This is a genomic window from Streptomyces sp. NPDC104581, from assembly GCF_055583685.1.
Genome location: NZ_JBVJNN010000008.1, coordinates 187,123 through 212,183 on the forward strand (window position 1 = coordinate 187,123; position 25,061 = coordinate 212,183).

The 25,061-nt window shown below is 71.6% G+C and carries 23 protein-coding genes; 8 read left to right on the top strand and 15 right to left on the bottom strand.

Features of this window, described 5'->3' with window-relative positions:
* The first annotated feature begins 168 nt into the window (after positions 1 to 168).
* A complete protein-coding gene (locus tag ACZ61E_RS10095) occupies positions 169 to 582 on the top strand; it encodes an SsgA family sporulation/cell division regulator (RefSeq protein ID WP_078076838.1) in 414 nt (137 codons plus the stop codon).
* Positions 583 to 612: 30 nt separating this feature from the next.
* On the opposite strand, the gene ACZ61E_RS10100 is transcribed toward ACZ61E_RS10095, so the two are convergent.
* Both ACZ61E_RS10100 and ACZ61E_RS10105 read right to left on the bottom strand, forming a co-directional pair.
* A complete protein-coding gene (locus ACZ61E_RS10100) occupies positions 613 to 2,865 on the bottom strand; it encodes an MMPL family transporter (protein ID WP_469699085.1) in 2,253 nt (750 codons plus the stop codon).
* A gap of 150 nt (positions 2,866 to 3,015) precedes the next feature.
* Positions 3,016 to 3,588 carry a TetR/AcrR family transcriptional regulator gene (locus ACZ61E_RS10105; protein WP_469699086.1) on the bottom strand — a complete coding sequence of 191 codons (573 nt, stop codon included), beginning with the start codon at positions 3,586 to 3,588 and terminating at the stop codon, positions 3,016 to 3,018.
* A gap of 210 nt (positions 3,589 to 3,798) precedes the next feature.
* Between ACZ61E_RS10105 and ACZ61E_RS10110 the strand changes: the two genes are divergently transcribed.
* On the top strand, positions 3,799 to 7,188 hold the full coding sequence (locus ACZ61E_RS10110) for a S41 family peptidase (RefSeq protein ID WP_469699087.1): 3,390 nt from the start codon (positions 3,799 to 3,801) through the stop codon (positions 7,186 to 7,188).
* A gap of 80 nt (positions 7,189 to 7,268) precedes the next feature.
* On the opposite strand, the gene ACZ61E_RS10115 is transcribed toward ACZ61E_RS10110, so the two are convergent.
* The 4 genes from ACZ61E_RS10115 to ACZ61E_RS10130 all read right to left on the bottom strand — a co-directional run bounded on the left by ACZ61E_RS10115 (position 7,269) and on the right by ACZ61E_RS10130 (position 10,852).
* Complete coding sequence (locus ACZ61E_RS10115; protein ID WP_469699088.1) at positions 7,269 to 7,463, bottom strand: hypothetical protein; 195 nt, start codon at positions 7,461 to 7,463, stop codon at positions 7,269 to 7,271.
* Positions 7,464 to 7,554: 91 nt separating this feature from the next.
* A complete protein-coding gene (locus ACZ61E_RS10120) occupies positions 7,555 to 8,436 on the bottom strand; it encodes an SDR family oxidoreductase (RefSeq protein WP_469699089.1) in 882 nt (293 codons plus the stop codon).
* A complete protein-coding gene (locus tag ACZ61E_RS10125; RefSeq protein WP_469699090.1) occupies positions 8,433 to 9,350 on the bottom strand; it encodes an alpha/beta fold hydrolase in 918 nt (305 codons plus the stop codon). The genes ACZ61E_RS10120 and ACZ61E_RS10125 overlap by 4 nt, the downstream gene beginning before the upstream one ends.
* Positions 9,347 to 10,852, bottom strand: a complete 1,506-nt coding sequence (locus ACZ61E_RS10130; protein ID WP_469699091.1) for a flavin-containing monooxygenase — start codon at positions 10,850 to 10,852, stop codon at positions 9,347 to 9,349. The genes ACZ61E_RS10125 and ACZ61E_RS10130 overlap by 4 nt, the downstream gene beginning before the upstream one ends.
* A 151-nt stretch (positions 10,853 to 11,003) precedes the next feature.
* Between ACZ61E_RS10130 and ACZ61E_RS10135 the strand changes: the two genes are divergently transcribed.
* On the top strand, positions 11,004 to 11,654 hold the full coding sequence (locus ACZ61E_RS10135) for a MerR family transcriptional regulator (protein ID WP_469699092.1): 651 nt from the start codon (positions 11,004 to 11,006) through the stop codon (positions 11,652 to 11,654).
* 6 nt (positions 11,655 to 11,660) lie between these two features.
* On the opposite strand, the gene ACZ61E_RS10140 is transcribed toward ACZ61E_RS10135, so the two are convergent.
* Positions 11,661 to 12,461 carry an exodeoxyribonuclease III gene (locus tag ACZ61E_RS10140; protein ID WP_469699093.1) on the bottom strand — a complete coding sequence of 267 codons (801 nt, stop codon included), beginning with the start codon at positions 12,459 to 12,461 and terminating at the stop codon, positions 11,661 to 11,663.
* A gap of 40 nt (positions 12,462 to 12,501) precedes the next feature.
* On the opposite strand from ACZ61E_RS10140, the gene ACZ61E_RS10145 reads away from it, so the two are divergent.
* Complete coding sequence (locus tag ACZ61E_RS10145; RefSeq protein ID WP_469699126.1) at positions 12,502 to 12,981, top strand: GNAT family N-acetyltransferase; 480 nt, start codon at positions 12,502 to 12,504, stop codon at positions 12,979 to 12,981.
* A gap of 74 nt (positions 12,982 to 13,055) precedes the next feature.
* Here ACZ61E_RS10145 and ACZ61E_RS10150 read toward each other — a convergent pair whose 3' ends face one another.
* Both ACZ61E_RS10150 and ACZ61E_RS10155 read right to left on the bottom strand, forming a co-directional pair.
* Positions 13,056 to 13,463, bottom strand: a complete 408-nt coding sequence (locus ACZ61E_RS10150; protein ID WP_469699094.1) for a rodlin — start codon at positions 13,461 to 13,463, stop codon at positions 13,056 to 13,058.
* Between the two features lie 184 nt (positions 13,464 to 13,647).
* The gene (locus ACZ61E_RS10155; RefSeq protein ID WP_469699095.1) at positions 13,648 to 14,058 is read right to left on the bottom strand and encodes a rodlin; all 411 of its coding nucleotides are present in this window, start codon (positions 14,056 to 14,058) and stop codon (positions 13,648 to 13,650) included.
* Positions 14,059 to 14,277: 219 nt separating this feature from the next.
* Here ACZ61E_RS10155 and ACZ61E_RS10160 point away from each other — a divergent pair, with 219 nt between their 5' ends.
* From ACZ61E_RS10160 to ACZ61E_RS10170, 3 genes are all read left to right on the top strand, one after another.
* Entirely contained in the window at positions 14,278 to 14,691 is a 414-nt protein-coding gene (locus ACZ61E_RS10160; protein WP_469699096.1) for a rodlin, read from the top strand.
* A 277-nt stretch (positions 14,692 to 14,968) separates the two neighbouring features.
* Complete coding sequence (locus ACZ61E_RS10165) at positions 14,969 to 15,202, top strand: chaplin (protein ID WP_469699097.1); 234 nt, start codon at positions 14,969 to 14,971, stop codon at positions 15,200 to 15,202.
* A gap of 198 nt (positions 15,203 to 15,400) precedes the next feature.
* A complete protein-coding gene (locus ACZ61E_RS10170) occupies positions 15,401 to 16,321 on the top strand; it encodes a chaplin (protein WP_469699098.1) in 921 nt (306 codons plus the stop codon).
* 56 nt (positions 16,322 to 16,377) lie between these two features.
* Here ACZ61E_RS10170 and ACZ61E_RS10175 read toward each other — a convergent pair whose 3' ends face one another.
* Positions 16,378 to 17,679 (bottom strand): FAD-dependent oxidoreductase, encoded by a 1,302-nt coding sequence (locus ACZ61E_RS10175; RefSeq protein ID WP_469699099.1) that lies wholly within the window; start codon positions 17,677 to 17,679, stop codon positions 16,378 to 16,380.
* Positions 17,680 to 17,919: 240 nt separating this feature from the next.
* On the opposite strand from ACZ61E_RS10175, the gene ACZ61E_RS10180 reads away from it, so the two are divergent.
* Positions 17,920 to 19,125, top strand: coding sequence for a glycoside hydrolase family 26 protein (locus tag ACZ61E_RS10180; RefSeq protein WP_469699100.1), 1,206 nt, complete (start codon positions 17,920 to 17,922; stop codon positions 19,123 to 19,125).
* 36 nt (positions 19,126 to 19,161) lie between these two features.
* Here ACZ61E_RS10180 and ACZ61E_RS10185 read toward each other — a convergent pair whose 3' ends face one another.
* The 5 genes from ACZ61E_RS10185 to murJ form a co-directional block, all read right to left on the bottom strand.
* On the bottom strand, positions 19,162 to 20,418 hold the full coding sequence (locus tag ACZ61E_RS10185) for a GNAT family N-acetyltransferase (protein WP_469699101.1): 1,257 nt from the start codon (positions 20,416 to 20,418) through the stop codon (positions 19,162 to 19,164).
* Positions 20,418 to 21,083 (bottom strand): YveK family protein, encoded by a 666-nt coding sequence (locus ACZ61E_RS10190; RefSeq protein WP_469699102.1) that lies wholly within the window; start codon positions 21,081 to 21,083, stop codon positions 20,418 to 20,420. Before ACZ61E_RS10190 ends, ACZ61E_RS10185 begins: the two co-directional genes overlap by 1 nt.
* Before the next feature lie 7 nt (positions 21,084 to 21,090).
* A complete protein-coding gene (locus ACZ61E_RS10195) occupies positions 21,091 to 22,275 on the bottom strand; it encodes a glycosyltransferase (protein ID WP_469699103.1) in 1,185 nt (394 codons plus the stop codon).
* A complete protein-coding gene (locus ACZ61E_RS10200) occupies positions 22,272 to 23,072 on the bottom strand; it encodes a polysaccharide deacetylase family protein (protein WP_469699104.1) in 801 nt (266 codons plus the stop codon). Before ACZ61E_RS10200 ends, ACZ61E_RS10195 begins: the two co-directional genes overlap by 4 nt.
* On the bottom strand, positions 23,062 to 25,061 hold a 2,000-nt coding region (murJ, locus tag ACZ61E_RS10205; protein ID WP_469699105.1), incomplete at its 5' end, for a murein biosynthesis integral membrane protein MurJ. The genes ACZ61E_RS10200 and murJ, both read right to left, overlap by 11 nt.

A 25,061-nucleotide genomic window follows, 5' to 3' on the forward strand; every position in this document is an offset into this window, starting at 1 on the left:
GCGAACGAGTTGCAAGAGCGCGAGCCATGCGAACTGGTGTACGGGCACCGAACGGCACGGAAAGTTTGTGGATTCCGGGGTGCCCGGCGTTAAATATCTGACAAAAGGTATGTTTTCCTTTAAAGAACCTCATACCGCGCAGAAGAACCGCCGCAGAGGAGCGAAGCGATGCCGGCCGTCGTCGAGCAGCCCGCCAAGGTCCGCCTCATCACGGACGCCCCCCACCACCGGTGCCTCTCGGTCACCCTCCGCTACGACAGCGCGGATCCGCTGGCCGTCCGCGTCGCCTTTCCCGCCGAGGTGTCGCGCGACGACGGCGAGGTGGTGTGGGCCTTCGCCCGTGAGCTGCTCGAAGCGGGACTGCGCACGCCGTCCGGCGAGGGCGACGTACGCGTCTGGCCCTGCGGCCGGGCACAGACGATGCTCGAATTCCACTCACCGGACGGCGTCGCCCTGATCCAGTTCGACACGGCCGCCCTGCGCCGCTTCCTGCGGCTGACACACCAGACGGTCCCGGCCGGCGAGGAGCGCTACCCACTGCGCGCCAAGCGCGGCCTGGACCGTCTGCTGCACAACTCCTAGGGGCGTCCGCAAGGACCCCCAGGCGTCACCTCAGACCCGCACCAGCTCCTTCTCCGGGCCTGGCCCGGCGTCCGGGCCCGCGCCGTCGGACTCCTTCTCCAGCATCTTCCGGAGCTGCTCGCCCTCCACGTCCACGTTCGGCAGCAGCCGGTCCAGCCAGCGCGGCAGCCACCACGCCCTGTCGCCGAGCAGGGTGAGCACCGCGGGGACGATCGCCATCCGGACCACGAACGCGTCGAAGAAGACCGCGATGGCGAGCGAGAAGCCGATCATCTTGATCATGGACTCGCCGGAGCCGATGAAGCCCGCGAAGACCGCCATCATGATCACCGCGGCGGCGGTGACGACCCGCGCCCCGTGCCGGAAGCCGGTGACGATCGCCTGGCCGGGCCGCTCCCCGTGGACGTACGCCTCCCGCATCCGCGTGACCAGGAAGACCTCGTAGTCCATGGCGAGACCGAAGACCACGCCCACCATGAAGATCGGCATCATCGACATGACGGGACCGGTCTGCTCGACGCCGAACAGACCCGAGAGCCAGCCCCACTGGAAGACGGCGACCACCGCGCCGAGCGCGGCGACGACCGACAGCAGGAACCCGAGTGCGGCCTTGAGCGGGACCAGGACCGACCGGAAGACGAGCATCAGCAGCAGGAACGCCAGACCCACGACGAGCGCGAGGTAGGGCAGCAGCGCGTCGTTCATCTTCTCGGAGAAGTCGGTGTTCATCGCGGTGGCACCGGTCACCAGGACCTTCGCCTCGCTGTCCGACGCGATCTCACCGCCCGCGTCCCGGATGGCGTGGACCAGGTTCTCCGTCTCCACCGACGAGGGGCGGTCCTTCGGGACGACCGTGATCGTGGCCGTGTCGCCGGCCTTGTTGTACGTCGCCGGGGTGACGGCCGCGACGCCCTTCAGATCCTTCACGGCGTCGGTGACCCGCCCCGCGGTCCGCTTGGCGTTGTCGTCGCCCTTGCCGTCCACGACGACCATCAGCGGGCCGTTGAAGCCGGGGCCGAAGCCGTCGGACAGCATGTCGTACGCCTTGCGCTGCGTCGTGCTCGTCGGCTGCGAACCGTCGTCGGGCAGACCCATCTCCAGCGACGACGCCGGTACGGCGACGAGACCGAGGCCCACGACTCCGGCGAGGAGTACGGCGACGGGCCGGCGCAGTACGAAGCGGGCCCAGCGGGTGCCCATGTTCGGCCTGCCCTCGGCCACCTTGCCGTCGGCCGACGCCGCACGCTCCCGTTCGTGCCGCTCGCGCGTCTTCCTGCCCTGCACCCGCCTGCCCGCGTAGCCGAGCACGGCCGGGACGAGCGTGAGCGCGACGAGGACGGCGATGACGACCGTGCCGGCGGCGGCGACACCCATCTTGGTGAGCATCGGGATGTTGACGACGGAGAGCCCGACGAGCGCGATGACGACGGTGAGCCCCGCGAAGACGACCGCGGATCCCGCCGTCCCGGCCGCCCGCCCGGCGGCTTCCTCGGGTTCCCGCCCCTCCGTCAGCTCCGCCCGGTAGCGGGAGACGATGAACAGGGCGTAGTCGATGCCGACGGCGAGGCCGATCATCATCGCGAGAATGCTGGTGGTGGAGCCGAGGTCCATCACACTGGCGAGCGCGGTGATGGTCGAGACACCGATCCCGACGCCGATGAGCGCGGTGAGCAGGGGCAGCCCCGCCGCGATCAGCGAGCCGAAGGTGATGACGAGCACGACGGCGGCGACGGAGACGCCGATGACCTCGGTGGCCCCGGTCTCCGGTACGGCCTGGAGCGCGTCACCGCCGATCTCGACGGTGAGGCCCGCGTCCCGCGCGCCGGCCCCGGTCTCCTCCAGCGCGGTGCGGGTCTCCTCGGTCAGCTCCATGGAGCTGACCTTGTAGGTGACGGAGACGTAGGCCGTCGAGCCGTCCTGCGAGACGGCCTTGGCGGTGTACGGGTCGGTGACCCGCGCGATCTGGTCCGAGCCGGCCGGCAGCTCGTCGACGATCTTCTCGACCTCGGCCTTGTTGGCGGCGGAGGTCATCTTCTCGCCGTCCGGCGCCTTGAAGACGACACGGGCCGTCGCGCCGTCGGCGCTGCCGCCGGGGAAGCGCTCCTCCAGCAGGTCGAAGGCCCTCTGGGCCTCCGTCCCCGGAATGGAGAAGGAGCTGGAGGTCGCGGTGGACGCGGATGCGGCGCCGACGCCGGCCAGGGCCAGCAGCGCCACCCATACGAGGGCGACGAGATTTCGGCGTCGGAAGGCGAACCGTCCGAGTCTGTACAGGAACGTGGCCACGAGGCGTACTCCCGGTCTGGGGGTGGGTCAGGGCATGGGGAGCCGACCGACGGCGCGAGAGCGACACGCGTGCGGTGCTGGGTACTGCTGGGGAACCCCGGAGATGGGCGAGCGGCCCAGGGAGGCGGAGCTGCGGTACTGCGGGGAGGGTCAGACGCCGAGGGCGGGGAGAACCACGGCGTCGAGGTAATCGCGGAGGAACGCCTGGTCGACAGAGCGGTCCTCGACGAGCTGCCGGGCGACGAAGGCGCCGACCAGCATGTGTGTGACGTACTTCAGCGCGGGCTGGTCCGCGCTGATCTCACCCCGGTCCACGGCACGGCGCAGGAACACACTGAGCCCGTTCAGCTCGGGCTCGATGAGGAGTTCCCGCAGGGCCTGGTGGAGATCGGGGTTGGTGTGGACGGCATGGACCAGACCCCGCATCAGCGCGGCGTCCCGTTCCATCTGGCAGTCGTCGGCCATCGCGACCATGGCGTGGAAGTCCCCGCGCAGCGAGCCGGTGTCGATCTGTGCGACGTCGGCCGGCTTGTTGTGCCGCAGGGCTCGTGCGACGAGCTCCGGCTTGCTCCCCCACTGGCGGTAGAGGGTGGCCTTGCTGGAGTGGGTGCGGCCGGCGACGGCGTCCATGGTGAGGGCGTCGTAGCCGACCTCGCGCAGCAGGTCGAGCACGGCGCCGTACAACTCGCTCTCGCGCTCCGGCGTGAGTCTGGTGCGTGCCATGGCCGACCTCCTCCCAAGGAATCGAGGAACCGAACGAAACGGTTTCGTACAGTACGAAGATAACCCCGCACTCATCGAAACGGCAACGTTTCGCTTGTGGGCTCCGCCACACCGCTCCACACACACGACCGAGCGCCCGCCGAACACATCCGGCCAACTGACCTGTGCCCACGAGTTGCCCCACCCCTCCCGCACGGAAAGCATTGGGGGGTGAGTGACGACGTCGCGTATCTCCGCTATCCGCACCTGCACGACGACTTGCTGTGTTTCGCCGCCGAGGACGACCTCTGGGTCGCCCCCCTCTCGCCGGCCGAGCACCGCCCGGACCGCGCGTGGCGGGTGACCGTCGACCGCACCAGAGTGGGACACCCCCGGTTCTCGCCCGACGGCAGCCAGATCGCGTACACGACCTGGCGCAGCCTCGACCCCGAGATCCATCTGGCACCGGTGGCCGGCGGCCCGGCCCGCCGGCTCAGCTACTGGGGCTCCACCGACACCCGTGTCTGCGGCTGGACACCGCCGGACAAGGACGGCTCGGCGCAGATCCTCGCCGTCTCCTCGCACGGACAGCCGTTCTCGTACTACTCCTGGGCCTACAGCGTCCCCACCGACGGCTCCCCCGGCGGCAAGCTCCCCTGGGGCCCGGTCGCCGACATAGCCGTCGCCGACACCGGGGGCGAGCGGCGCACCCTGCTGCTCACCGGAAAGCCGCCGCACGAGCCGGCCGCCTGGAAGCGGTACCGGGGCGGGGCCACGGGCCGGCTCTGGCTGCACGGCGAGCGGCTGCTGGAGGAGCTGCCCGGCCATCTCGACTGCCCGATGTTCGTCGACGGGCGCATCGCCTTCCTCTCCGACCACGAGGGCGTCGGCAATCTCTACTCGGTGCTCCCCGACGGCACCGACCTGCGCCGGCACACCGACCACGACGCCTTCTACGCCCGCCACGCCTCGTCCGACGGGCGCCGGGTCGTCTACCAGTGCGCCGGAGACCTCTGGCTGGTCGACTCACTGGCACCCGACTCGGTGCCGCGCAAGCTGTCGGTACGGCTCGGCGGCCCGCGCGCCGGGCGGCGCACCTACCAGGTCCCGGCCGCCCACCACGTCGACTCGATCTCCGTGGACACCACGGGCCGGGCGAGCGCCGTCTCCGTACGCGGCAGCCTGTACTGGCTCACCCACCGCGACGGCCCGGCCCGCACGATCACCGACACCCCGGGCGTCCGGGTCCGGCTCCCCGAGATGCTGGGCAGCGGCGGAAAGGTCGCCTACGTCACCGACGCGGACGGCGACGACGCGATCGAGATCGCCCATCTGCCCCGCGCGAGCGGCGACCTGCCGCCGGTGCGGCTCGCCTCCGGGCGGCTGGGGCGGGTACACGAACTGATCGCCGACCCGGACGGCGAACGGCTGGCACTGACCACGCACGACGGACGGCTGCTGATACTGACGGTCCCCGCCGACGAGCCGGACGACGCGGCGTCCGGGACCACCGGTCAGGAGCCGGCCGGGCCCGTCGCGGCGGACGTGACCGAGGACGTCACCGAACTCATCCGCTCCGTCAACGGACCCGTCACGGACCTGGCGTTCTCCCCCGACGGCGACTGGATCGCCTGGTCCCACCCCGGAGTCGGCCGCTCGCTGCGCCAGATCAAGATGGCGCGGATCGCCGACCGTACGATCGTCGACGTCACCAACGGCCGCTTCGAGGACGAGAATCCGGTTTTCACCCGGGACGGCCGATATCTCGCCTTTCTCTCCTGGCGCGGATTCGACCCCGTGTACGACGTGCACACCGGCGACCTCTCCTTCCCGCTGGGCTGCCGCCCCTATCTCGTACCGCTGTCGTCGGCGACACCCTCGCCGTTCGCGCTGTCCCCGGACGGCCGGCCGGCCGCGGGCGGACTCGACCCGGTGGCGGCCGTCGTCTCCGACGGCGCCGCTGCCGCCGAGGGGACGGTGACGGTCGAGGTCGAAGGGCTCGCCAGCCGTGTCACGCCGTTCCCCGTCTCCGCGTCCAAGTACTCGGCCCTGCGGCCCGTCAGCGGCGGCGGTCTGGTCTGGCTGCGCTGGCCGATCTCCGGCGCGCTCGGCGAGACCTTCGCCAACCCCGCCGACACCTCGGGCCGGCCGACGCTCGAACACTTCGACATCACCAAGGCGCGCAGGAGCGAACTCGTCGACCATCTCGACTGGTTCGCGATCAGCCGGGACGGCTCGCGGCTGGTGGTCGTGGACGACGACGACCTGCGCGCCGTGCCCGCCAACGAACCCGGAGACGGCGACTCGACCGTCCATCTCGACCTGCGCCGGATCCTGCACGAGGTCGACCCCGCCGCCGAGTGGCGCCAGGCGTACGAGGAGGCGGGCCGCATCATCCGCGCGTACTTCTGGGAGCCGGAGATGTGCGGCATCGACTGGGCCGCGGTCCTCGACCAGTACCGCCCGCTGGTCGAACGCGTCGCGACACCGGACGAGTTCGCCGATCTGCTGCGCGAGGCGCTCGGCGAACTGGGCACCTCGCACGCCTACGTCACCCCCGCCCGCCGCAACGAGGGACCGCCCCACTACCAGCGCGCCATGGGACTGCTCGGCGCCAACCTCGTCTGCCGGGACGGCGAATGGCTCGTCAAACGGATCCTGCCCGGTGAGTCCTCGGACTCCAAGGCCCGCTCCCCGCTGGCCGGTACGGGCATCCGCGAGGGCGCGGTCCTCACCCATGTCGACGGCCGGCCCGTCGACCCGGTGACCGGTCCCTTCCCGCTGCTGTCGGCCGCCGGCGGTACGACGGTCGAACTGACCTTCCGCCCCGCCGAGGACCTGTCGACGGCCAACGGCGCTGCGGGCGGCGGCGGTTCACGGCGCGTCGCGATCGTCCCGCTCATCGACGAACGGCCCCTGCGCTACCAGGACTGGGTGGCCAAGCGCCGCGAGGTCGTCCGCGAGATGAGCGGCGGCAAGTGCGGCTACCTCCACATCCCCGACATGGGCGGCTCCGGCTGGGCACAGTTCAACCGGGACCTGCGGCTGGAGGTGTCCAGGCCCGGACTGATCGTGGACGTACGCGGCAACGCCGGCGGCCACATCAGCGAACTCGTGGTGGAGAAGCTGACCCGGCGCATCCTCGGCTGGGACCTCACGCGCAACGCCCAGGCGGTCAGCTACGCCTCCAACGCCCCGCGTGGCCCGGTGGTCGCGATCGCGGACGAGGCCACCTCCTCCGACGGCGACATGATCACCGCCGCGTTCCGGCTGCTGAAACTGGGCCCGGTCGTCGGACAGCGCACCTGGGGCGGGGTGGTCGGCATGACCGGCAGGCACCGGCTGGGCGACGGCACGGTGATCACGGTGCCGATGAACGCCGCCTGGTTCGACACCTACGGCTGGTCGGTCGAGAACCACGGTGTGGAACCGGACATCGAGGCGCTGCGCACACCGCTGGACTGGGCGGAGGGGCGGCACGCGCAGCTGGACGACGCGGTGTGGGTGGCGCTGGAGTTGCTGGCGAAACAGCCGGCGGCGACACCCCCGGACTACACGGACGTCCCGGACCGCCGCCGCCCCGCGCTGCCGCCGCGCCGTTCGGGCCCGTCCGGCGACTGAGGACAGCCGCCCGCGGCCCGCACACGGGAGCGCACCTGGTGCACTGGTCACCAGGTGCGCTCGCGCCCGCGAGTACCCGCTCAGGCGTCGTAGTTGTCGTCGAACCGGTCCCGCGCGTCCTGCGCCCGCTGCCGCGCCCGCGCCCGCTCGTCCGGCGTGCCGTCCTCGTCCTTCGAGGACCGCTCCGACGCCTCGTCCTGCTTCTCGTCCATCTTCTTCTTCGCCTGGTCGGCGAGCGCCCGCGACTTGTCCTTGAACTGGTCGGCGATGCCCATGGAAGCTCACTCCTGGAGGTCCGGTGAGGCCCGTGGATGAGTCCCTGGGCCCCGACCAGAGTGACACGCGCCGACAAAGCTCGCATTTCGATCAATTACGCTGCGTACGCGCCTGCTCGTCGGCCGCCCCGCCCGCCCCCACGAGCCCCTTGCCCACCCCGCCGAGCCGCCCGTCGAGGCTCCGCATGTGCCGGCTCCCGACGGTCGCGATCACCCCGGGCAGATATCCGCGCACCGACTGCATGCCCCGCAGCCACCACTGCGCGTACACATGCGCCGAACGCCGTTCGATCCCCGCCACCAGGCGCTCCACGGCGGGCCCGAGCGGATACGTCCTGTTGGCCGGCCACGGCAGCCGCCGCCGCATCTCGCGCATCACCTCGTCCTGGTCGGCGCCGCGCACCATGTCGGTGTCGGTCCAGGAGAGATAGCCGACGCCGACGCGCACACCCCTGTGGCCGACCTCGGCGCGCAGACTGTGCGCGAACGCCTCGACGCCCGACTTCGAGGCGCAGTACGCGCTCATCATGGGCGCAGGTGTGATCGCGGCGAGCGAGGCGATCTGGAGGAAGTAGCCCCGGCTCTCCATCAGTACGGGCAGGAAGGCGCGCGCCGTCACGGCGCCGCCGACGAGGTTCACCTCGATGACCCGCCGCCAGGCGTCGGGGTCGGAGTCGAGGAACGGGCCGCCCGCCGCGACGCCCGCGTTGGCCACGACGATGTCGACCTTCCCGAAGCGCTGTTTGACCTCGTCGGCGACCCGGGTCATCGCCTGGTGGTCCGTGACATCGGCGTACCAGTGCTCGCACTCGGTGTGGAGCCTGCTCGCCACGTCCTTGAGTTCGTCCGCCTCCAGGCCCACCAGCGCCACCCTGGCGCCGCGCGCCGAGAGCTTGCGGGCCAGCAGTTCGCCCACACCGCGTGCCGCGCCGGTGACGACGGCGACCTGCCCCTCCAGGCTGACCCTGCTCATACGGCACTCTCCTCGGTCGCGTGGTCCGCCGCCCGTCCGGTCGTGAGGTGATCCTCCACCAGCCCCCGGAGTACGGCGGTCACCGCCTCGGGCGCCTCCACGGGCGTCATGTGTCCCATACCCGTCAGCTCGGTGAGGCCGGCACAGTCTGGCAGCGCCTGCGCGAGTCTGCGTGCCAGCACCGGCGGCGTGAGCCGGTCGGCGGTGCCCGCGAGGACAGCCGTGGGGATCCTCAACTCGCCCACCTGCGCGTCGAGATCGAGTTCACCGAGGACATGCGACCAGGCCACCCGTACCGGGCGCGGACACGCGTGGACTATTCGGGCGCAGGCGGCGACCCGGTCGGGCGCCGTACCCGGCCCCATGGTCCCGTACCGCAGTATCCGCTTCGAGACCGGTGTGACCGGCCCCAGCGGGGCCCGCGCGCCGAGTATCAGGCGGGTCAGCCGGGTCCGCACCCGTCCGGGGCGCATCGGCACCACGCGCGACTCGGCCACCAGCTTCGAGCTGCCGGTGCTGCACAGCAGCGCTGCGGCGGCGTGCGCGCGGAAGGCGGGCCGCGCCGACGCGGCCATCAGCGTCATACCGCCCATCGAGTGCCCGGCCAGCACGGCCTTCTCGCCCGGCGCCAGGGTGGCGCCCAGCACCGCTTCCAGGTCGTCGGCGAGCGCGTCGGTGGTGTAGCCGTTCGGGCCGACGGCGGGTGAACGGCCGTGCCCGCGCTGGTCGTAGACGATCACCCGGTGGTCGGCGCGGAGTGCGGCCGTCTGCGCGGCCCAGAAGAGGGTCGAGCAGGTCCATCCGTGGGCGAGCACGATCGCGGGCGCCCCCTCGGGGCCGTACACCTCTATGTGCAGGCGCGAGCCGTCGGCGGAACGGGCGGTCAGTTCACGGGGGTCGGGTGTCGTCGTCATCGAAGTGCCTCCCTGTCGCGCGGCGTTCCGGTCCGGGCCCGTACGACCTCGTACTCCCGTGGGTCGACGGCGCGGGTCGCCCGCCGGAACTCGGTCGTGGTCCCCGGCCAGATGGTGGTGTTGCGGCCGTTGGCGTCCAGGTACCAGCTGGTGCAGCCGCCGGTGTTCCAGACGGTGCGCTTCATCCGCTCCTGTACGCGGCGGTTCCAGGCGTCGACGGCCGACGGCCGTGGCGTGAGCGCGGCGCCCGCGCCCAGCGAGCCGAGGAGGCGCAGATAGTCGCCGAGATAGCTGAGCTGGGCCTCGATCATCAGGATCATCGAGGAGTTGCCGAGCCCGGTGTTGGGGCCGATGACGGTCATCCAGTTGGGGAACCCCGCGGCGGTCGCGCCGCGCAGCGACTCCATGCCGTCCTTCCACGCCTCGGCGAGCGTGATCCCGTCGGCGCCCACCACCCGCTCGGCGATGGGCATGTCGGTGACACGGAAGCCGGTGCCGAAGATGATCGCGTCGACCTCGGTCTCCGCGCCGCCGGCGCTCACGACCGTCGACCCGCGCACCTCGGCGAGCCCGGAGGGCACGACGTCCACGTTGGGCCGCGCGAGCGCCGGATAGTAGGTGCTGGAGAGCAGGATCCGTTTGCAGCCGATCCGGTACGAGGGGGTCAGCCTGGCCCGCAGCGCCGGGTCCTTGACCGCCCGCGCGATGTTGGCCTTCGCGACGCGCTCGACGAGCCCCAGCTCGTCGGGGCGCTTGGTGAACGCCTGGACCTGCAACTCCCTGATGCCCCACAGCAGTCCGCGCCGCGCGACGGCGGTGGCGGGCACCTTGCGGTGCAGCCACCGCTCGGCCCCGGAGATGGCCCGGTCGGCGCGCGGCAGCACCCACGGCGGCGTGCGCTGGAAGAGCGTCAGCCTGGCCACGTCGGGCTGGATGGCCGGCACGATCTGGATCGCCGAGGCACCGGTGCCGACCACGGCGACGCGCTTGCCCCGCAAGTCGTAACCGTGGTCCCAGCGCGCGGAGTGGAAGACCTTGCCGGGGAAGGAGTCGAGGCCGGGCACGTCCGGCACCTTGGGGTCCGACAGCGGACCGGTGGCGGAGACCACGACGTCCGCCGTGACGGTGCCGCGCGAGGTCTCGATCTCCCAGTGGGCCGCGTCGGCGATCCAGCGCATCAGCAGCACCTCGTGGTTCAGCCGGATGTGCGGCCGCAGACCGAAGGTGTCGGTGAGGTGCTCCAGGTAGGCGCGGATGTGGGACTGGCCGGAGAAGACGCGCGGCCAGTCGGGGTTGGGCGCGAAGGAGAACGAGTACAGGTGCGAGGGCACGTCGCAGGCGCAGCCCGGATAGCTGTTGTCGCGCCAGGTGCCGCCGACCGAGTCGGCCCGTTCCAGGACGACGAAGTCGGTGATCCCCTCGCGCCGCAGCCGGACGGCGGCGCCCAGGCCACCGAATCCGGATCCGATCACCGCCACCCGTACGTGCTCGTGCTTGGCCATGCCGCCGCCTCCCGCCGGAGTTCCGCACCGGACCGCGCCAGTAATCACTGGCACTGTTGGGAGAGTAGGGCAGCTCCTTACTCATGGGTAGGGGTCGGACGAGAAAAAGTTACCGACGGTACGGGAAGTGGCGGGACATAGGCTGGACGCCATGTCCGACCAGGAGGAAGTCCGCGAGTACCGGGTGAGGGAGCTGGCCGACGCGGCCGGCATCACGGTGCGCACGGTGCGCTTCTACCGCGAACGCGGCCTCATCCCGCCACCCCGCAGGGAGGGCCGGATCGCCTGGTACGACACCCACCACCTGGCCAGACTGCGCACGATCGCCGCCCTGCTGGAGCGCGGCCACACCCTCAACGGCATCGCCGACCTCGCCACCGCCTTCGAGAGCGGACGCGACGTGGGCGAGGTGCTGGGCCTCGGCGAACCGACCGAGGAGACACCCGTCCGCCTCACCCCCGAGGCCCTGGCCGACCACTTCGCGGGCGAGGTCACGGCGGAGAACCTGGCCACCGCGCTGGAACTCGGCTACCTCGCCACCGACGGCGACGACCTCGTCCACATCAGCCGCCGGCTGCTGGACGTCTCCGCCGCCCTGGTCCGCGAGGGCGTCCCCCTGGCCGCGGTCTTCGAGGCGGCCCGCCAGGTCCGCGCCCACGCCGACGCGCTGGCCGAACTCTTCGCGACCACGCTCCACACCCACGCGGGCGCGACGGACCCGCGGACACTGCGGCCCCTCGCCAAGAGCGTGGTGGAGGCGGAACTCTCCATGGCCCTGGACCGCCGACTGCGGAAGGGCTGACGCCCGTTACCCCTGCTCGTAGGCGACGCTGACCGGCGCGTGGTCGCTCCAGCGCTCCGCGTGGGTCGCCGCCCGCTCCACCCACGCCTTCACCGCGCGCCCCGCCAGCCCCGCCGTCGCCACGTGGTAGTCGATGCGCCAGCCGGTGTCGTTGTCGAAGGCGCGCCCCCGGTAGGACCACCAGGTGTACGGCCCGGTCTCGTCCGGGTGCAGGGCGCGGACCACGTCCACGTACGCCGCCTCGCCGAAGACCCGCGTGAGCCACGCGCGCTCCTCGGGCAGGAAACCGGACTCCTTGCGGTTGCCCTTCCAGTTCTTGAGGTCGGCCTCGTGGTGCGCGATGTTCCAGTCGCCGCAGACCAGCACCTCGCGGCCGTCGGCAGCCGCGCGCCGCCGGAGACCGACGAGGTACGGGAGGAACTCGTCCATGAACCGGACCTTCTGCTCCTGGCGCTCCGTGCCCACGTCACCCGACGGCAGATAGAGGCTGGCCACCGTCACACCGGGCAGATCGATCTCGGCGTACCGCCCGCCGGTGTCGAACTCCGCGCTCCCGAAGCCGATCCGCACCCGCTCCGGCTCCCGCCGCGAGTAGAGCGCGACGCCCGCCCGGCCCTTGTCGGCCGCCGGCGCGAACACCGTGTGCCACCCCTCGGGCTTCCGGACCTCCTCGGCGAGCTGGTCCTCCTCGGCGCGCACCTCCTGGAGGCAGACCACATCGGCACCGGTCCCGGCCAGCCACTCCACGAAGCCCTTCTTCGCCGCGGCCCGGAGCCCGTTCACATTCACGGATGTCACAGTGAGCATTCCGGCACCCTACCCAGGCTCTACGATCGGTGCTGTGGCCATCCAGATACGTCAGGTCCCCGCCGACCACCCCGACGCAGTGAAGCTCGACGCCGAGGTCCAGCTCGAATACGCGGCGCGGTACGAGAGCGAGGGGGACGCCACCGTGCTGCACCCCCGGATGTTCGACCCGCCCCACGGGCTCTACCTGCTGGCCTACGACGCCGACGACCGCCCGGTCGCCACCGGCGGCTGGCGGTCGCAGGAGGCCAACGACGAGGGCTACTCGGACGGCGACGCCGAGATCAAGCGGATGTACGTGACGGTGGGGGCGCGCGGGCTCGGGCTGGCCCGCCGTATCCTCGCGCGGCTGGAGGAGGACGCCCGCGCGGCGGGCCGGACCCGCATGGTGCTGGAGACGGGCACCAAGCAGCCGGAGGCCATCGCCCTCTACCGGTCCAGCGGCTACACGGACTGCTCGAAGTTCGGCCACTACCGGCACGACCCGCTCAGCATCTGCCTGGCGAAGCCGCTGGGCTGAGGGCGGTCCCGCCGCACACACGACGGAGCCCGGTCCGGCAGCCGAGCTGCCGGACCGGGCTCCGAGGCGGAAGGTCAGCCGTTGCCGACGCCGTTCGCCGAGAGGACCGGGATGTCCTCCAGGATGTGCGAGAGGGGCTCGTCGCCCTTCGCCTGCGTGGAGTTCTCGGTGCACTGCTGGTTCTGGGGGGAGGACAGGACGTTGATGTCCTGGACCGCGATCGGCACGACACCCACGAGCGAGCCGACGTTCGCCTTGACGGGCAGGCCGACACAGGGCTTGTTGAGCGAGCCCTGCACGAGGCTGAGCTGCGGGCTCATGTCCCCGTGGGTCTCCGCGTTGCCGAACTCCTGCTCGGCGCCGTTGCCGCTGAGCGACGTGGTGCCGGTGTCGTTGCCGAGCGCCAGCGCCGGCGACGCGGTGGCGGCGAGACCGCCGACCATCGTGGCGGCTACAGCGGTGGTTGCCCACAGCTTCTTCATTTTGTTGCCTTTCCAGAAAGTCGGCACCGATGGAGTGCCGGTTCGTTCAACTCGCCACGCGACGTTTGGTTGTGCCCATTCCCTCGAACGGCCCATAAGGCATATCGACGGGTCGCACGGCTTGAACACGACCGGGTCACCGCGCGTTCAGCGATGACCCGGCAGTGGCGATCCAGCCGCGATATCAGCGGTTGCCCGCACCGTTGGCGGACAGGATCGGGATGTCGTTCAGGAGGTGCGACAGCGGCTCGTCGCCCTTCGCCTGCGTCGAGTTCTCGACACACTGCTGGTTCTGCGGGGAGGACAGGACGTTGACGTCCTGGACCGCGATCGGCACGACGCCCAGCAGGGAACCGGCGTTGACCTTGGCCGGCAGACCGATGCAGGGCTTGTTGAGCGAGCCCTGGATGAGCGCCATCTGCGGGCTCATGTTCCCGTACGTCGCGGAGTTGCCGTAAGACTGCATGGCACCGTTGCCGCTGAGCGAGGTGGTGCCGGTGTCGTTGCCGACGGCGAGGGCGGACGGAGCGGCCATGGCCGACACGCCGACCACGGAAGCAGCGATGGCCGCGGAGGCCATAACCTTCTTGATCACGATGAGTCCCCTTCTGAAGAATGCCCCAAAATCCCCGGGGCGCCATGAGCAACTAAATTCCGAAGGTTTGGTTATCGTGATTCACCCGGATGGCCCATTAGGCACTCAATCGGTCCGCCGACCGCCCACAATCCGAACGAGTGAAGCAGCGGAACCAAACCGGGGGCTTTCGGTTGGGCAGGCCGCATCACCTGCATTTCTTGAGAAAAGGAACCAACCGTGATCAAGAAGATCCTGGCGACCGCGGCGGTCAGTGCCTCCGTGGTCGGCGTCTCCGCCGCGGCGGCGGCGCCCGCCCTCGCCGTCGGCAACGACACCGGCACCACGTCGCTCAGCGGCAACGGCGCCAAGCAGGCGTTCGGCAACGCCGTCACCAAGGGCGACATGAGCCCGCAGCTGAGCCTGGTTCAGGGCACGCTGAACAAGCTCTGTGTCGGCCTGCCCGCCAAGGCGAACGTCGGCTCCCTCGTCGGCATCCTCGTTCCGGTCGCGGTCCAGGACGTCAACGTCCTGTCCTCCCCGCAGAACCAGCAGTGCACCGAGAACTCCACGCAGGCGAAGGGCGACGAGCCGCTCTCGCACATCCTGGAGGACATCCCGGTCCTCTCGGCGAACGGCGTCGGCAACGGCTGACAGCCATAACCGTTCCGGTGTCATTGCCGGATCGGCGGAGGCCGGCCGGGGCGAATACGCCCGGGCCGGCCTTTGTGTCATATAAGCGCCTCCCGCCCGCGCAGAAACGTCATTTCGCGCGGCGATCGGGTGAACCAATACGGGCCATAAATCAGGGCAGTTTCCTCATAAGCGCGTACTCGTTGGAGTTCCAGCAACGACGGTGCGGGCCGATACGGCTGTGTTCGCGTGGCAATCGGAGTCACGCGCGCGACCCCGTTGCGGAAAGGGCTCAACCATGAATGCCAAGAGGGCAGCCACGATCATCGCGGGCGTTCTCCTGTCGGTCGGCGCCGCGGCGCCGGCCATGGCCGACGCGGGCGCGGAAGGTGCGGCCGTGGGCTCCCCGGGCGTCCTGTCCGGCAACGTCGTCCAGATCCCCGTGCACATCCCCGTCAACGTGTGCGGAAACAGCATCAACGTGATCGGTCTGCTGAACCCCACCCTCGGCAACACCTGCGTCAACGCCTGACGTTCCGACGTACGGCCTCCGATGTCAGACGCCTGACGTCTGACCTCTGATGTCCGACAGGCGCTGAATCGCCCTCAGGGGCATCGGCCGGTCCCGGGGCGTACGGCAGAAGCAGACGCTTCGGGATTGGCCTCAGTCGACACCGATACACAGATACACCGACGCACCGGCGAGACACCGGCGATATCAGGAGAACAGATGCGAGAACTCATCGGCAAGGGACTGCTCACCGCTGCGGCGGCGTCGAGCGTGCTGACCATGAGTGGTGGGTACGCCCAGGCCACCGACAGCGGCGCGACCGCCGCCGGGTCCCCGGGGCTGCTGTCGGGCAACAGCGTCCAGGCGCCCGTCGAGATCCCGGTCAACGTGTGCGGCAACACGGTGAACCCCGTCGGTGTGGGCAACCCCGCCTTCGGCAACGGCTGCGGCAACTCCTCCGGTGCGCACGCGGCGCCCAAGTCCGACCACCAGGCTCCCCCCGCCGAGCACCAGGCGCCGCGCGCCGAGCCCGCGGGCCACTCGGCGCCGCCCCGCGCCGCGCACGCCGACCCGGACCGCGGCGACCACGACAGCCAGGCCGGCTCGACGCACGGTGCCGCCCCCCAGGGATACGGCGGCGGTTCCGGACCCGAGGAGCACGGCCACCACGCGAGCCCCGCCTCCCACGGCGGCCACACCGGGTCCTCGGCATCCGGCGCGGCGGTCAACTCCCCGGGCCTGCTGTCCGGCAACCTCGTCCAGGCCCCGCTCGACATCCCGCTGAACCTCTGCGGCAACAGCGTGGACCTGATCGGCGTACTGAACCCGGCCTTCGGCAACTCCTGCGCCAACGGCGTCGACGAGAAGACCCCGGAGACCCCGGTGCACCCGCCGCGCCCGGTCGACCCGCACCACCCGCAGGACCCGACCCCGCCCGAGCACAACGTCGAGCCGCCGAACGCGCCGGGCCCCCACGGAATCCCGGAGCAGCCGCGTCCCGTCCAGGAGGCGGGTGCCTTCGACCAGCTGGCCCAGACCGGCGCGGACATGAACCTGTACGCCGGAGCCGCGCTCAGCGCCGGGCTGCTGATCGGTGGCGGCATCCTCTACCGCCGCAACCGCTCCGGCGCGCGCGTCTAGTTCTGTCGGGCCGGTCACCGGCCCCGACGAGGGACGGGCTCCGAGCGGCCCGTCCGTCAGAACCTCTCCATCCAGTTCATCGGCGCCGCTCCGGCCGGGAGAGTCTCCCGCAGTTCTCCCGGCCGCGTATCCCGGGGCCCCGTGCCCAGTCGGCGCCGCACCCCGCGTACCACCCGGCCCGCCGTGTACGACGCGCCGAACACGAAGCGCATCGACGGCCCGAACGACGGCGCGCTCAGCAGACCCGTCACGAACAGACCCGGGTGCGAGGTCTCGAAGACCGTGTCCGTTTCGGGGGCGGCGCTCGCTCCCACGGTGCGCAGTACCCGGCGCAGCCGCTCGTCGAGCAGCCCGAGCCGGTCGAGGCGCGGGGTGAAGCCGGTGGCCGCGATGACATGGTCCGTCGTGACCGTGTCCACGGATCCGCGGGTGGAGACCAGGTCGAGCCGGAGCCGTCCGCCGGCCGGGGCCGCGGCGGCCACGCTCTCGCCGAGCCGGACCTCGACGGCGGGTTCGAACCGTCCGCGCAGCCACCAGGCGCCGGCCGGGCCGAGCGCCGAGGTGGAGACGCGGGCCCGCGTCGAGGGCGGCAGCCGGTGGAAGAGGCCGGGGGTCCGCGCGTAGAGCCAGTTCCGCCAGCCGCAGCCCAGTCCCGTGTGCGGGGCACGGGCGGCCTCGCCGAGAGGGCGGCGCAGGGGCGGCGGGAGGGTGTTCCAGTTCAGGTCGGGGGCGCGGGCGACCACCCGTACGGACGTCCCCTGTTCCGCGAGGAGTGTCGCGGTCTCCAGCGCGGACTGGCCCGCCCCGACGACGGTCACGTCCATGCCCTGGAAGCGCGTCAGGTCCCCGTGGTCGACGCTGTGCGAAACCCTCCCGGACGGCAGGGCGCGCAGCGGGCCGGGGACATCGGCGAAGGGCCGGACGCCGACGGCGAGCACCACCGTGCGGGCGAGGAAGGTCTCTCCGCCGCCGGCATCGCCGTCGCCGTCGTCGACCGTGATCTCGAAGCCGCCGCCGGCCCGGGGCCGTACGGCGGTGACGGTCCGCTCCTCCACCGGGGGCGCCGCGTTGGCGGCGAACCAGAGGCCGTACGAGGCGAAGAAGCCGACCGGGAGCGGGACTCCGTGCCGGACCTGGACCCCCTTGGTGGTCGCGTAGGCGGCCAGCCCGAAGGCGCGCTTCGGGTCGGAGAGGTCCGACGCCCACGGCTCCGACTTCAGGAGCATGCCCGGCGGCATCCCGTCCCGCCAGGCGGCCATCGGCCTGCCGAACACACGCGGGCTGAGACCGGCCGCCGCCGCGTGCGAGGCGATGGAGAGCCCATAGGGGCCCGCGCCCACAACTACCAAGTCATGCACTGGAGTTCACCGCTCTCTCGGTTCGTTCTCTGACGTCTCTGGCTTCGCCGGCTTCTCAGGAGGGCTGCCGGGGCGCCGGCCGCGCGGCGCGGCCGGGTGATCTGCGTTGTCGATGGCCCATGCGGGGGATGGAAATCACGAACGGTCTAGGGGAACGGCCGACCGGATTCCCGATCGTCTTATGACAAATAGCTTTGGATGAGTGCGACCACGGAACGCGTCCCCTCATGAGGAGCACACATGTCCCATCGGCACCGACGGCTGATCACCACCTTTCTGGGTGTCGTGACGGCCGGTCTCCTTGTCTCAGGTTCCGTGCTGCCGGTGGCGACCGACGCCACCGGCCCCGACCCTTCGGCCGGTTCCGCCAGTTCCGCCGGTTCCGCCAGTTCCGCACCACCGGAAGTCGCCTCCACCGCGGTCGGCGCGTACCTCCATTACGGTCCCGAGGGAATCCGCCGTATTCCCGAGATGCAGAAGTGGCTCGGCGGTACGGAATTAAGGGTCGGGCACACCTATCTCCCGGGCGACGTGTGGTCGAACATCGAAGGCGCCCCGAGCTTCCTGCGTGACTGGGCCGACTGGAAGAAGGCCGACGCCGACCGCATGTTCGTGCTCAACGTCCCCATGCTCGAACGGAACGAGGGCCGGGTCCCCGACGTGCTCGTCCGCAATGAGCTGCGCCGGGGCGCGCGGGGCGACTACGACCGGCACTTCGAGGTGCTCGCCCAGCGCCTCGTCTCGCTCGGCGTACCGGACACCGTCCTCGTACTCGGCTGGGAGATGAACGGCACGACGTACACGCACCGCTGCGGGCCCGACCCGACGGCGTGGAAGGCGTACTGGAAGCGGATCGTCGGCGCCATGCGCGCGGTGCCCGGGCAGGAATTCCGTTTCGATTTCGCTCCGAACCGCGGCAGGGACGCGATCGCCTGGACCGAGTGCTATCCGGGCGACGACGTCGTGGACATCATCGGAATGGACGCCTACGACCAGCCGCCAGGGGTGACTTTCGACGAACAGGTGAATGAGCCCTACGGGCTCCGCAAGCATGTGGAGTTCGCCGCTGAACATGGAAAGGTTATCTCCTATCCGGAGTGGGGCCTCTTCCGTAACGGCGACAATCCGACGTACATGCGGGGGATGCTCGCATGGTTCGAACAGCACCGGCCGCTTTACCAGACGATCACGGACTACTGCCCGCACGGCGTCTGGCAGTGCGCTTCGAATCCGCAGGCGTCGAAGGTGTTCCGTACGACGCTTTACGGACTGAAGCCGGAGCCCGGACCGAGCACTCCCGCGGTGCCCCGGCCCGAGCCCAGCACTCCGGCGAATCCCGGAGTGCCCTCGAACTGCAAGCAGCTCACGCTCAGTTCGTGGATCGAGGCGCTGCTCGGCGAGAAGATCTGTCTGCGGGTCGGCAACTGGGAGCGCTGGCTGTCCTGACCGCTCCGTCGCGGCGGCGGCCGGGACCCCTCCGGGTCAGTTCCGGCCGTCGGCGCGGCGTGTCCGCTTCGCCAGGCCCGCCTTCATCGCCGGCAGCCGCTCGTTGAGCAGGACGGACGCCCGGTCGCGCGCGGCTGCCTGGGCGGCGACCAGTCGCAGTGAGGGGGCGAGCAGACCGCGCGCCATCAGCAGTCGCTGGTTGCGGACGGTCTCCGGGCGCCAGTGGTGCTTGTACGGCTCGTTGCCGCGCAGCATGCTCAGCGTCACGCGTCCGTCGGCGCTGATCCGCCGGGCGCTCTCGCGCAGCAGCATCGTCGCGACGTCCACCTTCCGGTCGCGCAGCGCCGGGTCGGCGCCGTACAGATAGCCGCCGCCGAGCCGCGGTGACAGCAGGGTGAGGTCGGCGGCCACCACGTCGCCCGCGAGCAGGAACTCGGTGACCGTCGCGTCGCCCTGTTCGGCCATGGACCGCACCGAGCGGGTCAGATGCGCCGCGAAGCGGGCGCTGAGGTGTTCGGTGGTGACGCCGCGGCCCTGCCACTGGAGCCGGTGCAGCCGCAGGAGGCGTTCGACGGCGGCCGGGACCTGGTCCACGGGCACCACGCGCGCCTCGATGCCGAGCGAGTCGATCTTGCGGATCTTGGCCCTGGCGCGCTGGGCGCGCGACGACGTGAGACGGCCGAGCAGTTCGTCCATGGGGACGGCGGGCAGCTCCAGACAGGACGAGTCCGGCAGCCGGTCGCGCGGACCGTCCCAGCACTCGTGGACACGTTCGGCGGCGGCTCCGGGCCGTACCTCGCGCAGGTCGATGACGGCGCCGCGCGCGGCGACGGCGAGGGCCTTCGCCAGCGCCGGGGCGGCGCCGGCGACGTGCTCGTCGTCCAGCAGGACGTCGGAGAAGTCGGAGATGGGGCCACCGAGTTGGACCAGGACGGGGACCGGCCGGTGGATCAGCATCAGGGGGGCGGCGGCGACGAGGGTGCCGCCACGGCGTACGAGGACGACGCGGAGCCGGCCGGGGGTTCCGTACGAACGCCACCAGGAGTGCAGCCAGGCGTGGCTCTGGAACGGGGTGGCCGGGGTTGAGCGGCGGTGCAGGGCCGTCCATTCGGCCGCGAGCGCCCCGAACCGGCCGGGGTCCCGGCAGATCTCCGAGGTCAGCGGGGTGAGGGTGCCTCGGCCGGCGGGTGTGACCGGGCCCGTGCGGGCGCGTACGAGGATCCGCCGGGCGGGTCCTTGGTTCCGGGCGGTCGGCGCGGTCGGGGTGTTACGGGTGGTCTGTTCGGTCGCCATCACACGCTCTCCGTCTGCGGCAGGGGCGCGGTCGATGGGCCAGGGACCGTCGCGTGCACCTCTTCGTGCCGGCGCCTGGGGCGGACCAGCACCCCGAGTCCGCCGACCAGTCCGCCCGCGGCGGCGCCGACGAGCGCGGCCAGCGGCACCGACGGCGACACGGGGCTGGTGGGCTCGACCGCGCGGGAGAACTGGACCACGCGTACGTTCGTACTGCCCTGCATCTGCGTGCCGTTGAGCACCAGCGAGCGCGCGACGCCGTCGGCCATACTGACGGCCGTCCGCGCGCCGCTCGACGTGGCGGTCACCGAGATCATGGGGGCGTCGGGCGAGGTGACGGTGGTGACGTTCTCCTTCAGGACCTTGGCGGAGACCCCGGCCCACACCTGGGCGTCGCCGAGGGCGGCGACCTGCGGGGCGACCCGCCCGTACGCCTGCGCGAAGCCGAGCGCGGCGGCCGGGTCGGTCTTGTCGGACGGTACGACGAGCACGTAGCTGGTGGCGGAGTACTGCGGGGTGCGCAGCATGCCGTAGCCGCCGCCCGCGAGCGCCCCGATCAGGACGCCGACCGGCACGATCCACCAGACGGGCAGTGCCCTGATCCTCGCCAGGACGCGGCCGGGCCAACTGCCCGCGCGGCGTCGGCCGTTCTCGTTGTCGGTCATCGGTAACTCACTCCTCGGGGGTGGCCGGGCGCCGGACAGCGGGCTCGGACGAGCCGGTGCGGCGCAGGGCGCGGTCGTAGACGGACATCAGCTGTTCGGCACTGCGGGAGATGTCGTAGTGGCGGGCGGCGGGTGGTACGGGCAGCCGGGGCGGGCCCTGCCCGGCCGCCAACCGCCGCTGCGCCGAGCCCAGTTCGGCGACGAGACCGTCGACGGAACCGGTGATCCGGCGGGCGGCGGGTGCCGCGTCGGCGGGCAGGTCCGTCAGGGCGGGGCAGGTGACGTACAGGACGGGGAGCCCGGCGGCCAGGCTCTCGATCACCGCGAGCCCGAACGCCTCGTCCGCCGAGGTGGAGACGGAGACGTCCATGGCGGCGAGCAGTGACGGCAGGTCAGGTCCCGTGCTCTCGGCGGGGTTCGGCGGCGGGTCCTCGCACGCGCCGTGCAGCAGGACCCGGTCGGCGGCGCCCAACTCGGCGGCCAGATCGAGCAGTCGGTCGCGCTCGGGACCTTCGCCGACGAGCAGGAGACGGGCGCCGGGCAGTGCGGCGACGGCTCTGACGAGCGTGTCGAAGCGCTTGCCCTCACTGAGCCTGCCGATGCCGCCGATCACGAACGCGTCTGCGGGCAGACCGAGTTCGGCCCGCGCCTTGTGCCGGGCGGTCTCGTCGTAGGAGAAGCGCGGCACGTCGATGCCGTTGGGCACGACATGGATGCGGTCGCGGCGCACGCCCCAGCGGCGCAGCCGGTTGGCGACGGTGGTCGAGACGGCGACGGTCTCCGTGCCGAGGCGTTCGCTGCCGAGGTAGAGGACACGCGCCCCGACGGTGAGTGAGCGGCCCTCGATCCGGGTGGCGCCCAGCGAGTGCTCGGTGGCGACGACGGTCCGTACGCCGGCGAGGCGGGCGGCGAGGCGTCCGTACACACAGGCGCGGTAGAGGTGCGTGTGGACCAGGTCGTACTTGCCGTCCTTGATCAGCCCCGTCAGCCGGGGCAGCGCGCCGAGGTCGCGGTTGCCTCTCATGTCGAGGTCCGTGACGGGGAAGCCGTCGGCGACGATGCCGCGTGCGACGGCGCCCGGGTTGGTGAGCGTGACGACGGAGCTTTCCGTGGGCAACCGGCTGAGCAGCAGGCGCAGTTGCTGTTCGGCACCACCGATACCGAGGCCGGTGATGACATGCAGTACCTTCATGCGCCGCCGCCCTCGGGTACGGTCGCGGTCCCCCGCCGCCCGGCGCCCGGCGTGACGGGCGGATACGGGCCGTACGGGACCGGCTCGCGGCGCCGGCCGTGCAATGCGCGCTTGAGGAACAGCCGGGGCCCGGTGTCCTCCTGGCCGATGTGCAGGCGCGGCAGGGCGAACAGACCGGTGAGCGGGCCGGGGTCGATGGCGACGGCGTACCGGTAACCGGCGTCGCGTACGGCGGCCATGGCGCGCTCGTCGACCGTGCCGTACGGGTAGCAGAACCCGGTCACCTCGGTGCCGGTGATCGCGCTCAGCGCCTCCCGGCTGCCGCGCGTCTCCTCGGCGAGCAGCGCGTCGTCGGCCTTGGTCAGATCGGTGTGGCGCAGTCCGTGCGAGCCGATCTCCATGCCCGCCGCAGCCGCCTCGCGGATGCCGTCCGCCGTGAGGAGGGGTTTGCGCGGTCCGAGGCGGTCCCATTCGTTGGTGCCGCCGAGGCGGCCGGGGAGCACGTAGACGGTGGCGGTGAACTCGTACCGGTGCAGCAGGGGCAGGGCGCCGGTCAGGAAGTCGGCGTAACCGTCGTCGAACGTGAGGCCGACGAGTCCGGCGTGGCTGCCCCGCGCGCGGGCGAGCAGCAGGTATTCCATGCTCACGCCGGTCAGCCGGCGGCGGCGCAGCCAGCGCAGCTGCCGGTCGAGCCGGCCGGGCGAGACGGTGACGCGGTAGGGGTCGTCGGTCGGGTCGGTGATCGAGTGGTACATGGCTGCCCACAAGGGGCCTGCGGGCACCGTGTCAGCGGACATCGATGAACTTTCGTGTGACGGAGCGGATGAGGGAGTCGATCTCGGGTGCCTGGACGGCTCGGGCGATGACGAGGAACACGGCGGCGACCACCCCGCAGGCGACGGCGGCGGCCGGCACCGGAGAGGTGATGAGGGCGCCGCAGAGCCATCCGGCGCCGGTCGCGGAAGCCGCGGCGGCGCTGAGTTTGACGAGCCCTGCGGTCATGTGGCGGACTCGCACGGGAACGCTGTGCCGGGCGACGCCGTGCAGCAGCAGTACGGCGGTGACGGTGATGCCCAGCGCGTTGCCCGCCGCGATCCCGAGGACTCCCCAGGCGCCGACGAGCAGCGCGCCGGACGCGGTGGTGAGCAGGAGGCCGAGGAACATGGCGAGAGCCGGGAACCACAGGGGACGCGCGGCGGAGAAGTAGCAGCGGACGAGGGCCCCGACGAGGGTGTGGCCGAGCAGCCCCAGTGCGTACACACGCATCACGGTGGCGGTGGCCGCCGTGTCCGCACCGTCGAAGGCGCCGCGCTGGAAGAGGATTTGGATGATCTGCGGCGCGCAGGCGACGACGGTCGCGGCGCCCACCAGCACGATGACACCGGCGAGTGCGAGGTCCCGCTCGACGCGGCGTCTGGCCCGGTCGGTCTCCCCGGCCGCCATGGCGCGGGCGACCACCGGGAAGGTGACCGTGCAGAGCATCAGGGACAGGACCATCGGCATCTGCGCGACCTTCTGCGCGTAGTTGAGGTGCGAGATGGCGCCGGCGGGCAGGGGTGCGGCGAGGAAGCGTTCGATGAGGACCTGGGACTGGCGGGTGAGGGCGAAGACGATGACGGGGGCCAGCAGTCCGAGGGCGACGAGCGGGCGGGCGCCGCCGGGCTGTCCGTCGGCGGGGCGGGGCGGCTCCGCCGGTACGGGCACCGGTGGCTGCTCCGGCGTTTGCTCAGCCGTCTGCTCAGCCGCCGTACGGCGCCCGCGCAGCCGCCGCCAGACGACCGGTGCCTGCACGAGGACCATCAGGACCCCGCCGACGGCGACCCCGGCCGCCGCCGCCCGCACCCCGAGCCGGTCGCTGAGGACCAGCATCGTGACGATGATGCCGACGTTGTACGCGACGTAGATCATCGCGGGCGGTACGAAGCTGCCGTGCGCCCGCAGCGCGGCGCTGCAATAGCCGGCGATGCCGAAGCTGAAGGCGCAGGTCGCCGTCAACCGGGTGCAGTCGACCGCCAGTCGCGTGTCCGGCAGGCCGGGCGCGAGCACGGCGACGACCCACGGGGCGGCGAACATCAGCAGGACGGCGCCCGCGCTGAGGGCGAGCAGCAGTCCCGGCAGGGTCGTACGCAGCAGGGCGTGCACGGGGTCGCGGTCGAGGAGTGGCCGGTCGGTGGCCCGGCGCGCGAGCGCGAGGCTGAACGCGGGCACCAGGATGAGGGCCATCGCGTCCTCGATGAGCAGCGTCGAGGCGACTTCGGGGACGGTCCACGCGACGAGGAACGCGTCGGTGTCGGGACCCGCGCCGTAGAGGTGGGCGATGGTCTGGTCGCGTACGAGACCGAGCAGCGCGCCGGCGGCGGTGAGGACCGCGGTCAGCAGGGCGGCGCGGGCGAGGAACCGGTTGGAAAGGTGACCGCCCCGCCCCCCGGACCCCTCGGCCTCCTGCCGGGCCTTCTGCTGCCCGCCGCCTTCTTGCCCGGCGGTCTCCCGACCGGCCGTCCCTGGACCGGCCGTCTCCTGCCCGACGGCCTTGTGCCTGGCCTGCCCTCGACCGACGTTCTCCCAACCGGCCGTCTCCTGCCCGGCCGTCCCTGGACCGGCCTGCCCTCGACCAACCGTCTCCTGCACGACCGTCTCCCGAGCGGCGGTCTCCTGGCCCGCGCTCCCCCGACCCGCCGTCTCCTGCCTGACCGTCTCCTGCCCGGCCGTCCCTGGACCGGCCTGCCCTCGACCAACCGTCTCCTGCACGACCGTCTCCCGAGCGGCGGTCTCCTGGCCCGCGCTCC

Coding starts and splice junctions, on each gene's coding strand:
- ACZ61E_RS10190 (WP_469699102.1), bottom strand. CDS start 21,083: ATGACCGACAACGAGAACGGCCGACGCCGCGCGGGCAGTTGGCCCGGC.
- ACZ61E_RS10130 (WP_469699091.1), bottom strand. CDS start 10,852: ATGGCCAAGCACGAGCACGTACGGGTGGCGGTGATCGGATCCGGATTC.
- ACZ61E_RS10170 (WP_469699098.1), top strand. CDS start 15,401: ATGCGAGAACTCATCGGCAAGGGACTGCTCACCGCTGCGGCGGCGTCG.
- ACZ61E_RS10140 (WP_469699093.1), bottom strand. CDS start 12,461: ATGCTCACTGTGACATCCGTGAATGTGAACGGGCTCCGGGCCGCGGCG.
- ACZ61E_RS10165 (WP_469699097.1), top strand. CDS start 14,969: ATGAATGCCAAGAGGGCAGCCACGATCATCGCGGGCGTTCTCCTGTCG.
- ACZ61E_RS10195 (WP_469699103.1), bottom strand. CDS start 22,275: ATGAAGGTACTGCATGTCATCACCGGCCTCGGTATCGGTGGTGCCGAA.
- ACZ61E_RS10125 (WP_469699090.1), bottom strand. CDS start 9,350: ATGACGACGACACCCGACCCCCGTGAACTGACCGCCCGTTCCGCCGAC.
- ACZ61E_RS10105 (WP_469699086.1), bottom strand. CDS start 3,588: ATGGCACGCACCAGACTCACGCCGGAGCGCGAGAGCGAGTTGTACGGC.
- ACZ61E_RS10180 (WP_469699100.1), top strand. CDS start 17,920: ATGTCCCATCGGCACCGACGGCTGATCACCACCTTTCTGGGTGTCGTG.
- ACZ61E_RS10095 (WP_078076838.1), top strand. CDS start 169: ATGCCGGCCGTCGTCGAGCAGCCCGCCAAGGTCCGCCTCATCACGGAC.
- ACZ61E_RS10120 (WP_469699089.1), bottom strand. CDS start 8,436: ATGAGCAGGGTCAGCCTGGAGGGGCAGGTCGCCGTCGTCACCGGCGCG.
- ACZ61E_RS10150 (WP_469699094.1), bottom strand. CDS start 13,463: ATGAAGAAGCTGTGGGCAACCACCGCTGTAGCCGCCACGATGGTCGGC.
- ACZ61E_RS10135 (WP_469699092.1), top strand. CDS start 11,004: ATGTCCGACCAGGAGGAAGTCCGCGAGTACCGGGTGAGGGAGCTGGCC.
- ACZ61E_RS10185 (WP_469699101.1), bottom strand. CDS start 20,418: ATGGCGACCGAACAGACCACCCGTAACACCCCGACCGCGCCGACCGCC.
- ACZ61E_RS10115 (WP_469699088.1), bottom strand. CDS start 7,463: ATGGGCATCGCCGACCAGTTCAAGGACAAGTCGCGGGCGCTCGCCGAC.
- ACZ61E_RS10200 (WP_469699104.1), bottom strand. CDS start 23,072: ATGTCCGCTGACACGGTGCCCGCAGGCCCCTTGTGGGCAGCCATGTAC.